The organism is Pseudomonas sp. MIACH (assembly GCF_001269925.1).
GTDB lineage: Bacteria > Pseudomonadota > Gammaproteobacteria > Pseudomonadales > Pseudomonadaceae > Aquipseudomonas.
Genome location: NZ_LHVO01000015.1, coordinates 177,373 through 188,246 on the forward strand (window position 1 = coordinate 177,373; position 10,874 = coordinate 188,246).

The following is a 10,874-nucleotide window of genomic DNA, read 5'->3' on the forward strand; positions in this document are numbered from 1 at the left end:
GAAGTCAAACAAAAGCTAATTTTTGCGTGAAATAAGAAATAATTTCTTACCTTTTGGAACTAAGGCTAAACCTACTAGTCGATTGGTTTAAGAAAATTTGTCGAGTCGTGGCTAACTAGTGGCATTGCTCGGTAGTTCTAAAATGCCATGTTTACACAAGCTGTCATACACAACGCTTTGGTGTAGGGTCTTGATCGAGTTCAAGGCGCCACTTGGGCTATCTGCTGTTTTTGATCTGGAGAAAGTTGATGAAGATTTCCCTGTTGGGTGCCGGTGTTGTACTGGGCGTTGCGCTAAGTGGCGCGGCGATGGCGGCGGAGTCCACCGACGCCGATGCGAAATCCGGGGCTGCCGATTCCACGGTGCTGACCCAGACCCACGATGCCAAGGCGGTTAAAAAGCAGAAGGCTGAAACCACCAAGGGTGGACGGCCGCTGAGCAGCAGCCAGGCCGCGCCGAAGACCTCGAACTAACGGGGAAACGCGGTCCCCTGTGGGAGCGGGCAAGTCCCCTCCCACAAGGGTCTCCCATAGCCCTTTAGAACATCGCCCCTCAGATTTTTACCCATGCCCAGCTCCTCAACGCCTCTCAATGCCTGCCAACTGCACATCCCGCACACCGAACAGGTCTGCGCGTGGCTGATGCAACACGCTGGGTTGAAAACCGTTGACCTGGAGCGCGCCCGACGTCTGTCCCAGGAGGGCGGCGACACCGAGTTGCTCGGCCTGCTCACGCGCCTGGGGCTGGTCTCGGAAGTAGAGCTGGCCCGTGCCTGGGCTGACCTGCTCGGCGCACCGCTGCTGCTGGCCGATGCTGCGCCGCCGCTGTTGGACCCATTGCCGGTATTGACCGAACGCTTCATGCGCCACTACCAAGTGGTGCCCGTGGGCTGGAGCCAGGGCGGCCTGCGGGTGCTGGCGGCCAACCCGTCGCTGGTCTACCCGTTCCAGGCCATGGCCTATGCCTGTGGCGTGCCGGTGTGGCTGGCCGTGGGCCCGCGCAACGAAGTCGAAACCCTGATCGAGCGCTACTACGGCCAGGGCCGTTCGGCGATGGGCACGCTGATCGAAAACCTCGACGAGCAGGGTGGCGCCCTGGAAGACATCGAACACCTCAAGGACATGGCCTCCGAAGCGCCGGTGATTCGCCTGGTCAACCTGATTCTGCAGCGCGCGGTAGAACATCGCGCCTCGGACATTCATATCGAACCCTTCGAAAATCAGCTCAAGGTGCGCTACCGCATCGACGGCGTACTGCACGACGCCGAGGCGCCGCCGTCCAGCTCTTCGGCAGCGGTGATTTCGCGGGTGAAGATCATGGCGCGCCTGGACATCGCCGAGCGGCGCCTGCCCCAGGACGGGCGCATCATGCTGCGCATCCAGGGCAAGGAGCTGGACTTGCGGGTGTCCACGGTGCCCACCAGTTTTGGCGAATCGGTGGTCATGCGTTTGCTCGACCGCCAGACCGTGCAGTTCGATTTCCAGAGCCTGGGCTTCGATGGCCAGCGCCTGGAAACCTTCCTCGAAGTACTCGAACGGCCCCACGGCATCCTGCTCGTCACCGGGCCCACCGGCTCGGGCAAGACCACCACGCTGTACACCGCGCTGTCGCGGCTCAATACCGCCGAGCGCAAGATCATCACCGTCGAAGACCCGGTGGAATACCAGCTTGAGGGCATCAACCAGATCCAGGTCAAGCCGGCCATCGGCCTGGACTTCGCCGGCGCGCTGCGCTCCATCGTGCGTCAGGACCCGGACGTGATCATGATCGGTGAAATCCGCGACCTGGAAACCTGTCGCATCGCCATCCAGTCGTCCCTCACCGGCCACCTGGTGCTCTCGACCCTGCACACCAACAGCGCGGCGGCGAGTATCACGCGCTTGCTGGACATGGGCGTCGAAAGCTACCTGATTGCCTCGACCGTCAACGGCATCCTCGCCCAGCGCCTGGTGCGCCGCCTGGACCCGGCCACCCGCGAAGCCTTCGAAGCACCGGCGGAATTGATCGCCGAACACGGCCTCGACCGGTTTACCGAGCAGCGCCCGATCATGCTTTATCGCCCCCGCGCCGATGCGCCGGGCGGTGGTTACCACGGCCGCAGTGCGATCACCGAACTGCTGGTGATGAACGAAGAACTGCGCAGCCTGTTGATGCGCCAGGCCGACGCCGCCACCCTCGAACAGGCCGCCCGCCGTGGCGGCCTGCGCACCTTGCATGAAGAGGGCCTGCGCCAGGCCGTGGCTGGTGTCACGTCACTTGAAGAAGTGTTGCGCGTCACCCGGGGGGAGGGCGCATGAGCCTGTTCAAATACCGCGCCCTCGACAGCCAGGGCCAAGCGCAGAACGGCACCCTCGAAGCCAAGGACCAGGACGCTGCAGTCGCCGCGCTGCACAAGCGCGGCTTGCTGTTGTTGCAGATCGAGGTGGCGGGTGCCCAGGGCCTGCGCAAGGCCTTCGGCCGGGGCCAGTTGAACGGCGCGGCCCTGGTCAGTTTCACTCAACAGTTGGCCACGCTATTGGGGGCTGGCCAGCCGCTGGAACGCTCCCTGGGCATCCTGCTCAAGCAGCCCGGCCAGCCGCAGACCCGTGCGTTGATCGAGCGTATCCGCGAACAGGTCAAGGCCGGCCAGCCGTTATCCAAGGCGCTGGAGGCGGAGGGCAGCCAGTTCTCGCCGCTGTACTTGAGCATGGTCCGCGCCGGCGAGGCGGGCGGCGCCCTCGAAGACACCCTGCGCCAGCTCAGCGACTACCTGGAGCGCAGCCAGTTACTCCGGGGCGAAGTGATCAACGCGCTGATCTACCCGGCGTTTCTGGTGGTCGGCGTGCTCGGTTCGCTGGCCCTGCTGCTGGCCTACGTGGTGCCGCAGTTCGTGCCGATCTTCAAGGACCTGGGCGTGCCGATTCCGCTGATCACCGAGGTGATCCTGGGCCTCGGCCAATTCCTCGGGGCCTACGGCCTGGTAGTGCTGGCCGGGTTGATTGTCGGCGCATGGGCCCTGGCCGCGCGCCTGCGCGATCCCCAGCGCCGCGAACGCTATGACCGCCGCGTGCTGGGCATCCGCATCATCGGCCCGTTGCTGCAACGGGTCGAAGCCGCCCGCCTGGCCCGTACCCTCGGCACGCTGCTGAGCAACGGTGTGGCGCTGCTGCAAGCACTGGTGATTGCCCGCCAGGTCTGCACCAACCGCGCCCTGCAAGCCCAGGTCGCCCACGCCGCCGAGTCGGTCAAGGGCGGCGGCACCCTGGCCAGCGCCTTCGGCAGCGAGCCGCTGCTGCCGGATCTGGCGTTGCAAATGATTGAAGTCGGCGAACAGGCCGGCGAACTCGACAGCATGCTGCTCAAGGTCGCCGAGGTGTTCGACGTCGAAGCCAAACGCGGTATCGACCGCCTGCTCGCCGCGCTGGTGCCGTCCCTGACCGTGGTCATGGCGGTGCTGGTGGCGGTGATCATGCTGGCGATCATGCTGCCGCTGATGAGCCTGACCAGCAATATATGAACCCTTAAGGAAACACGCTGATGCGCCATACCCGATTCAAGCCCGCCCGCCGCCAGGGCGGTTTTACCTTGCTGGAAATGCTCGCCGTGATCGTGCTGCTGGGCATTGTCGCGACCATCGTGGTGCGCCAGGTCGGCGGCAATGTGGACAAGGGCAAATACGGCGCGGGCAAGGCCCAACTGGCCAGCCTGAGCATGAAAATCGAAAGCTACGGCCTGGACGTCGGCTCGCCACCCAAGAGCCTGCAGCAACTGGTCGACAAGCCAGGTAACAGCGCCGGTTGGGCCGGGCCGTATGCCAAACCGTCGGACCTCAAGGACCCGTTCGGTCATGCCTTCGGCTATCGCTTCCCCGGTGAGCACGGTGCGTTCGACCTGATTTTCTACGGCCAGGACGGCCAGCCCGGCGGCGAAGGCTACAGCGCCGACCTGGGCAACTGGGAATAACCCACGACCATGGCCAACGCCCAACGCGGCTTTACCTTGCTGGAAATGCTGGTGGTGATCGTCTTGATCAGCATCGCGGCCGGGTTGGTAGGGTTTGGCCTGCAACAAGGCCTGCGCGCCGCCAAAGAGCGCCAGGCCGTCGGGCAGGTGGTCGAGGCATTGCGTAGCACGCGGGCGCGGGCGATTGTCAGTGGCACCGCCGAAAGCACTGTGTTTGATTTGCGCAACCTCAGCGTGCAGGCGCCGGGCCGTCCGAAAAAGTATTGGCCGGCCGGGCTGCAAGTGACCCTGCACACTGCCGAGCAAGCCGGCGCTGCGGTGGATTTCTACCCGGATGGCAGCTCCACCGGCGGCCACGTGTTGCTGGCCAACGGCAGTCGGCGTTGGCGCATCGACATTGGCTGGCTGACCGGCAGCGTCGAATCCAAGGCCTTGCCATGAAGCGCCAGGCGGGTTTTACCCTGCTGGAAATGCTCGCCGCGCTGACGCTGATGGCGATCTGTAGCACGGTGCTGTTGGTCGCCTTCGGCCAGAGCGCACGCTCGTTGTTGCAGGTGTCCCACAGCGACCGCCTGACCCATGCCGCCTTGAGTGTGATGGATCAGGAAGGCATGGGCCCTTTGGCCAGCGGCACACGCCAGGGCGAGTTGGACGGTATTGCCTGGCAACTGCGCATCGCCCAGCAGCCCAGTCGCGTCGGCCAGGCCCATCTGTTTCGCCTGGATCTCACCGTCAGCGAAGGCCCGCGCCAGGCCAGTTTCAGCACCTTGAAACTGCGCGCTGCCAGCGTCGGGGCTGGCTTGTGAAGGCGCGTCAGCAGGGCTTTACCTTGCTTGAGATCATGATCGTACTGAGCCTGCTCGGGGTGTTGCTGACCCTGATCGGCGGCGCGTTGCTGGGCGCCAATCGCGCCGTGCTCAAGGCCCAGCGCTACACGGTCAGCCTGGATGAAATGCGTGCCGCGCAGCAGTTTTTGCGCACCGCCATCAGCGAGGCGTTACCGCTGGATGTGACCGAGGACGACAGCCAGACCGATGGCTTTTTCGCCGGTGGTCCCCAGCGTATGCAGTTTGTCGCGACCTTGCCGGGTGTGCTCGGCGGCGGTATCCAGCGCTTCACCTTGCAGTTGGTGGGGCCCGAATCGCAGCGCGACTTGCAGGTGGCGTTCGCACGGTTTGAGTCTGAGGCACAGGTGAGTGTTCCGGCGGCGCGCAGTGAGCCGCAGGTGTTGTTGAAGGATGTCGAGGACCTGCAATTCAGCTATCGCGGCGTGTCGCCCAAGGGCCAGGCCACCGGCTGGATCAGTACGTGGCCGTGGACCAAGCGCCTGCCTTACACGGTGCGGATTGACGCACGGGTGAATGGCCCGGTGCCGTGGGTGACCCAGGTGGTTGCCTTGCGCCTGAACCTGTCCGGCGGGGCGCCCGAATGATCCGGCATCAACGCGGTGTGGCCCTGCTGCTGGTGCTGTGGGTGCTGGCCTTGCTCAGCCTGTTGCTCGGCGGTTTGGCCGGCTGGGTGCAACTGGAAACCCGCCAGGCCGCCTGGCACCGCCAGCACACCCAGGCGGTGCTGGCGGCCGAGGCCGGGGTGGCGCTGGCGATGCAGGCCGTCGCCGACCCGTTGCAGCGCAAGCAGTGGATTGCCGACGGACGTGAAATCCCCCTGCTGTTCGACGATGCGCAGCTGCGCGTCAGCCTGCACAGCGAGCGCGGCAAGTTGTATTTGAACAGCGCCGAGGTGGGCGATTTTGCCCGCCTGGCCCTGGCCTGCGGTGCGACCCAGGCCCAGGCCAACCAACTCGCCAGAGCCCTGGAAGTGCGGCGTAACCAGGGCCTGGCACCGTTTCGCGTGGTGGAAGAAGTGCGCCAACTGCCGGGCATGACCCAGGCGCTGTACAGCGAACTGGTGCCCGAGATCAGCCTGTGGAGCGGCCTGGACCGGCCCGATCCGGCATTCGCCAGTGCCTTGATGCGCCGCGCACTGAACCTGCCGCATCAGAATGCGGTGGGTGCCGATCCCGGCGAGGTGCTGGTGGTCAGCAGCCGCGCCCAACGCCCCGGCGGTTACCACGCCCAGGTGCAAGCCACCGTGTTATTGAGCCCCGCGCAAGGCAGCGCACAACCTTATCGAGTCTTACGTTGGCAAGAATGAACGAACAGTTAACCGCACGGCTTCAGGCGCTGGCGCAGCCCATCACCCAGCGCTGGCGCGGCAGCCTGCTGCAACTGGGCTGGCGCCTGTGGCTCAAGGAGCTGCGCGGCTGCCTGCCGGCGTGGTTGTCGTTTGCCGATATTCCCGAGCATGTCTACGCCTGGCCGCTGACCGCGCCGGTTGAAAAGCTGCCTGGCGAAGCGCGTCAGGTGCTGGTGCTGCCGCCTGAAACGGTGCTGGTGCAAACCCTGCAATTGCCCCCGGCGGCAGCGCGCAACCTGTCGACGGTGGTGGGCTATGAACTGGACCGCTTCACGCCGTTCGACGCCGCCCAGTTGTACTTTGTCGCGCGCCAGGAGCGCCGCACCCCCACGCACCTGCACGTCACGCTGGTGGCGATCCTGCGGGAGCGCCTCGACCAGATCCTCAATGACTGCGCGGTCCTCGGCTTGCAGCCCCATGCCGTGGATGTCGCCGATAGCGCAGGCAAACCCATGGGCATCGACTTGCTGCCGGCGCCGTTGCGTCCCCGTCAGCGCCCCCAGGGCAAGGGCCTGCAACGCAGCCTGCCGTGGCTATGCGGCGCCTTGCTGATCGCGGCGATGCTGCTGTGGCTCAACGACCGCCAGCGCGTGCTCGATGCCATGCAGCACAGCGTGCGCGAGCAGAGAGCCCAGGTCGCCGAGATCCAGGCCCTGCGCCAGCAACTGCTCAATACCCGTGGCGCCGCCCAGTACCTGATTCGCCGCAAGGCCGCCCAACCGCCGTTGGCGGCGCTGCTCAACGAGCTGACCGCGTGCCTGCCCTCGGACACCTGGCTCGACCAGTTGGAAGTCAACGACGGCGCCGACGTGTCCTTCTCCGGGCAGAGCGCCAAGGCCAGTGCCTTGATCACTCGGATCAAGGGCTGCCACAGCCTGGAAAACGCCCAGTTCGAAGGGGTGATCCAACCCGATGCGCAAACCGGCAAGGATCAATTTTCCTTGCGCGCCCACCTGCACCAGGAGGCCGCTGATGCGCCGACCACTGACACCCCGTGAACGCCGTGGCGCGGCCCTGATCGCCCTGGCCCTGGTGCTCGGCGCCGGTTACTGGCTGTTGATCGACAGCTGGTTCGCCGGCCCCTTGCGCAGCATGGGCGAGCAAGCCGAGCAGCTGCGTGAACAGCAGCAACGCTACGCCGGCGTGTTGCGCCAGGGCGACAGCCTGCGCCAACAGTTGGAACAGGCGCGGCAGGACCCGGCCAGCAGCACCAGCCTGTTGCCCGGCGACGACCCGAGTGCGGTGGCGGCGGACCTGATGCAACGCATCGCCGACCTGATCAACAGCCGCGCCGGCCTCGGTGGCGGTTGCAGCCTGACCCAGCGCATGCCCATCACCCCGGAGCAGGACGACGCCGAGCCCTATCGCCAGGTCAAGGTCAGCCTGACCCTCAACTGCGCCATCGAACCCTTGACTGCGATCCTGCATGAGCTGGAGTACCAGCGGCCGTTTCTGTTTGTCGATGAGATGAGCATCCGCCGCCCACCGAACGCACCGGCCAGTGGCGGCGCCGGGCAACTGGTGGTGCACCTGTTGGTGCGCGGTTACCTGCAACCGGCCGCCGCCCGGCAGGTGCAACGATGATCAATGCATTGCGTCCCCTGGAATGGCTGTTGCTCGGTGTGGCCGGGCTGTTGGGCCTGCTGATGGTCGGCATCCTCAGCAGCATCGGCGATGCGCCGCAGTGGCTGCCGGCGCCGGACCCCGATGCGCGCGCCACTACCGCCGCCAAGGTGCTGGTGGCGCCGAGCGCGACCCTCGACAGCCTGGCCGGCACCTGGCAAGTGCCGCTGTTCAGCCCCGACCGCAGCCCCGACCGTGCGGTGGGCCAAGCCGCCGTTTCCAGCCTGTCGAGCCTGGTGCTGACCGGTATCGTCCTCGACGGCGACCTGCGCGTGGCGCTGCTCAAGCGTGCCGATGGCCCGCCGCTCAAAGTCCAGCAGGGCCAGACCCTGCCCAATGGCTGGCGCCTGGAACACCTGACGCCCCGCGATGCCCGCTTTGTACTCGACGGCCACACGCAAACCCTGAGCCTGCGGGCCCTGCGTTTGCCGCCGCCATCCACCACACCCCCGATTACCCTTCCTCACGAGTCCACCCCTTGATCGATACCTTCCCTGGCGCCTTGCGCACCACCGTGTTCTGCCTGGCCACCGCCGTTTCCCTCGGTGGCTGCGGCACCTTCCCCGAGCATCTCGACCCGGACGAGGCCCTGCTGCATGAGGCGATGCAGGGCACCGGTTCGCAACGCCCACCCGTGGACCCGGCCAGCGAACAGGCACCGGTCGACAGCGGCCAACCCCAGGCGAAGACACCGCCCCAGCGCCAGTTGATACGCGGCAACCAGCAGTTCGTGCGCCAACCGGCAGCGGTCTCGGCCGCCAAGGAAGAGGGCAGCGGTGACATCGTGTTCAACTTCGCCGACCAGCCGATCGAAGCGGTGATCAACAGCGTGATGGGCGACCTGCTGCACGAGAACTACAGCATCGCCCAGGGCGTGAAGGGCAATGTCAGCTTTTCCACGTCCAAGCCGGTGAACAAGCAGCAGGCCTTGTCGATTCTGGAGACCCTGTTGTCGTGGACCGACAACGCCATGATCAAACAGGGCAACCGCTATGTGATCCTGCCGGCCAACCAGGCCGTGGCGGGCAAGCTGGTGCCGGAGATGCGCGTGTCGCAGCCGTCCAGCGGTTTGTCGGCACGCCTGTTTCCGTTGCGTTATATCTCGGCCACCGAGATGCAGAAACTGCTCAAGCCGTTTGCCCGCGAGAACGCCTTCCTGCTGGTGGACCCGGCGCGCAATGTGCTGAGCCTGGCCGGCACCCCTGAAGAACTGGCCAATTACCAGGACACCATCGACACCTTCGACGTGGACTGGCTCAAGGGCATGTCGGTGGGCGTGTTCGGCCTGCAACGCGCGTCGGTGGCCGAGCTGATGCCCGAGCTGCAAAAAATGTTCGGCCCCGACAGCGGCATGCCCCTGGCCGGCATGGTGCGCTTCTTGCCCATCGAGCGGACCAACTCGGTGGTGGCGATCTCGTCGCAGCCGCAGTACCTCAGTGAAGTCGGCGACTGGATCCACACCATCGACGAAGGCGGCGGCAACGAGCCGCAGATGTACGTCTACGACGTGCGCAACATGAAGGCCACCGACCTGGCCAAGTACCTGCGCCAGATCTACGGCACGGGTGCGATCAAGGACGACACCCCGGCCAAGGTAGCCCCCGGTTTGCGCACCGCGACCTTGTCCTCGCCGGGCACCAACAGCACTTCCGGCAGCACGCCGGGTGGCCTGAGCAACAACCTCAATGGCAACCCACCCGCCGCTGAGGATGAGGAGCAAGCCCCCGACGCCGAGCAAGACAATGCCGAGCAGGGCGCGACCGAAGACGCTCCGGCCAAAAGCCTCGACGCCGGCACCCGCATCACCGCGCAAAAAAGCAGTAACCAACTGCTGGTCCGCACCCGCCCGGTGCAGTGGAAAGAGATCGAATCGGCGATCAAACGCCTCGACAACCCACCGCTGCAAGTGCAGATCGAAACGCGCATCCTCGAGGTCAAGCTCACCGGCGAATTGGACCTTGGCGTGCAGTGGTACCTCGGCCGCCTCGCGGGCAATTCCACCAGCACCACCGTCGGCAACACCGCCGGCAGCCAAGGTGCGTTGGGCGGCGGCGGGGCAGGGTTGGGCGCGACGGATTCGTTGTTCTACTCCTTCGTCAGCTCCAACCTGCAAGTGGCCCTGCACGCCCTCGAAACCAACGGCCGCACCCAGGTGCTGTCGGCGCCGTCGCTGGTGGTGATGAACAACCAGCCGGCACAGATCCAGGTCGGCGACAACATCCCGATCAGCCAGACCACGGTCAACACGGGCACCTCCGACACCACGTTGAGCAGTGTTGAATACGTGCAGACCGGGGTGATCCTCGACGTCGTGCCACGTATCAATCCGGGTGGCTTGGTGTACATGGACATTCAGCAGCAGGTCAGCGATGCCCAGGACCAACAGGCGTCCAGCAACGACACCCAGGCCAACCCACGTATCTCCACGCGCTCGGTATCGACCCAGGTTGCGGTGCAAAGTGGGCAAACGGTATTGCTGGGCGGGTTGATCAAGCAGGACAACGCGGAGAGTGTCAGTGCGGTGCCTTACCTTGGGAAAATTCCGGGGTTGCGCTGGTTGTTTGGCAATACCAGCAAGTCCAAGGACCGCACGGAATTGATTGTGCTGATTACCCCGAGGGTGATTACCAGCAGCAGCCAGGCGCGGCAGGTGACGGATGACTATCGCCAGCAGATGCAGCTGTTGAAGCCGGCTAACTGAAATGTGGGAGGGGCGGTGCGACGATTCGACTTGCCCCCGATGGCGGCCTCTGGGCCGACCATTTTTTTGGATTGGACCGGGTACATATCCGTTGCTGCGGTAACGGCCGCTATGGGTTCCGCCCTTACAACGGGGCGCCTGAGATCAAGATCTAAAGCAAGATCAAGGGCGGCTCGCTTCGCATCGTGGTTACCGTTGGTTAATACAACGTTGTGTAGATACCCATACTCATCGGGACATAGGTATCTACACAATTTTCAGAGACTGGCGAGTTCCCCTGTGGCGAGCGGGCTTGTCCCGCGTTGGGCTGCGTAGCAGCCCCAGTAAAGCTGAATGCGGTGTATCAGAAACTCCATAGCGGCTGTTTTGGGGCCGCTACGCGGCCCAACGCGGGACAAGCCCGCTCGCCACA

The 10,874-nt window shown here is 64.9% G+C and carries 12 protein-coding genes; all 12 read left to right on the forward strand.

The window, feature by feature from the left end:
• Positions 1-248: 248 nt before the first annotated feature.
• The 12 genes from AD670_RS05755 (at position 249) to gspD (ending at position 10,462) form a co-directional block, all read left to right on the forward strand.
• Positions 249-473 carry a hypothetical protein gene (locus AD670_RS05755; RefSeq protein ID WP_053129093.1) on the forward strand — a complete coding sequence of 75 codons (225 nt, stop codon included), beginning with the start codon at positions 249-251 and terminating at the stop codon, positions 471-473.
• Between the two features lie 93 nt (positions 474-566).
• Entirely contained in the window at positions 567-2,297 is a 1,731-nt protein-coding gene (gene gspE / locus AD670_RS05760; protein WP_053129095.1) for a type II secretion system ATPase GspE, read from the forward strand.
• Entirely contained in the window at positions 2,294-3,496 is a 1,203-nt protein-coding gene (gene gspF, locus AD670_RS05765) for a type II secretion system inner membrane protein GspF (protein ID WP_053129098.1), read from the forward strand. The genes gspE and gspF overlap by 4 nt, the downstream gene beginning before the upstream one ends.
• 20 nt (positions 3,497-3,516) lie before the next feature.
• On the forward strand, positions 3,517-3,942 hold the full coding sequence (gene gspG, locus AD670_RS05770) for a type II secretion system major pseudopilin GspG (protein WP_027607415.1): 426 nt from the start codon (positions 3,517-3,519) through the stop codon (positions 3,940-3,942).
• A 9-nt stretch (positions 3,943-3,951) separates the two neighbouring features.
• Positions 3,952-4,383: a type II secretion system protein gene (locus tag AD670_RS05775; RefSeq protein ID WP_053129101.1), complete on the forward strand. Its 432-nt coding sequence runs from the start codon at positions 3,952-3,954 to the stop codon at positions 4,381-4,383.
• Positions 4,380-4,748 (forward strand): type II secretion system protein, encoded by a 369-nt coding sequence (locus AD670_RS05780; protein WP_053129104.1) that lies wholly within the window; start codon positions 4,380-4,382, stop codon positions 4,746-4,748. Before AD670_RS05775 ends, AD670_RS05780 begins: the two co-directional genes overlap by 4 nt.
• A complete protein-coding gene (locus tag AD670_RS05785) occupies positions 4,745-5,374 on the forward strand; it encodes a prepilin-type N-terminal cleavage/methylation domain-containing protein (protein ID WP_053129107.1) in 630 nt (209 codons plus the stop codon). The genes AD670_RS05780 and AD670_RS05785 overlap by 4 nt, the downstream gene beginning before the upstream one ends.
• Entirely contained in the window at positions 5,371-6,096 is a 726-nt protein-coding gene (locus AD670_RS05790; RefSeq protein WP_053129110.1) for a hypothetical protein, read from the forward strand. Before AD670_RS05785 ends, AD670_RS05790 begins: the two co-directional genes overlap by 4 nt.
• The gene (locus AD670_RS05795; RefSeq protein ID WP_053129113.1) at positions 6,093-7,136 is read left to right on the forward strand and encodes a type II secretion system protein GspL; all 1,044 of its coding nucleotides are present in this window, start codon (positions 6,093-6,095) and stop codon (positions 7,134-7,136) included. The genes AD670_RS05790 and AD670_RS05795 overlap by 4 nt, the downstream gene beginning before the upstream one ends.
• Entirely contained in the window at positions 7,111-7,722 is a 612-nt protein-coding gene (gene gspM / locus AD670_RS05800) for a type II secretion system protein GspM (protein ID WP_024076406.1), read from the forward strand. Before AD670_RS05795 ends, gspM begins: the two co-directional genes overlap by 26 nt.
• Positions 7,719-8,243 (forward strand): general secretion pathway protein GspN, encoded by a 525-nt coding sequence (locus AD670_RS05805; protein ID WP_053129116.1) that lies wholly within the window; start codon positions 7,719-7,721, stop codon positions 8,241-8,243. Before gspM ends, AD670_RS05805 begins: the two co-directional genes overlap by 4 nt.
• Positions 8,240-10,462, forward strand: a complete 2,223-nt coding sequence (gene gspD / locus AD670_RS05810) for a type II secretion system secretin GspD (protein WP_053129119.1) — start codon at positions 8,240-8,242, stop codon at positions 10,460-10,462. Before AD670_RS05805 ends, gspD begins: the two co-directional genes overlap by 4 nt.
• The last annotated feature ends 412 nt before the right edge of the window (positions 10,463-10,874 follow it).

Coding starts and splice junctions, on each gene's coding strand:
- gspG (WP_027607415.1), top strand. CDS start 3,517: ATGCGCCATACCCGATTCAAGCCCGCCCGCCGCCAGGGCGGTTTTACC.
- gspE (WP_053129095.1), top strand. CDS start 567: ATGCCCAGCTCCTCAACGCCTCTCAATGCCTGCCAACTGCACATCCCG.
- gspF (WP_053129098.1), top strand. CDS start 2,294: ATGAGCCTGTTCAAATACCGCGCCCTCGACAGCCAGGGCCAAGCGCAG.
- AD670_RS05795 (WP_053129113.1), top strand. CDS start 6,093: ATGAACGAACAGTTAACCGCACGGCTTCAGGCGCTGGCGCAGCCCATC.
- AD670_RS05790 (WP_053129110.1), top strand. CDS start 5,371: ATGATCCGGCATCAACGCGGTGTGGCCCTGCTGCTGGTGCTGTGGGTG.
- gspM (WP_024076406.1), top strand. CDS start 7,111: ATGCGCCGACCACTGACACCCCGTGAACGCCGTGGCGCGGCCCTGATC.
- AD670_RS05805 (WP_053129116.1), top strand. CDS start 7,719: ATGATCAATGCATTGCGTCCCCTGGAATGGCTGTTGCTCGGTGTGGCC.
- AD670_RS05755 (WP_053129093.1), top strand. CDS start 249: ATGAAGATTTCCCTGTTGGGTGCCGGTGTTGTACTGGGCGTTGCGCTA.
- AD670_RS05780 (WP_053129104.1), top strand. CDS start 4,380: ATGAAGCGCCAGGCGGGTTTTACCCTGCTGGAAATGCTCGCCGCGCTG.
- AD670_RS05775 (WP_053129101.1), top strand. CDS start 3,952: ATGGCCAACGCCCAACGCGGCTTTACCTTGCTGGAAATGCTGGTGGTG.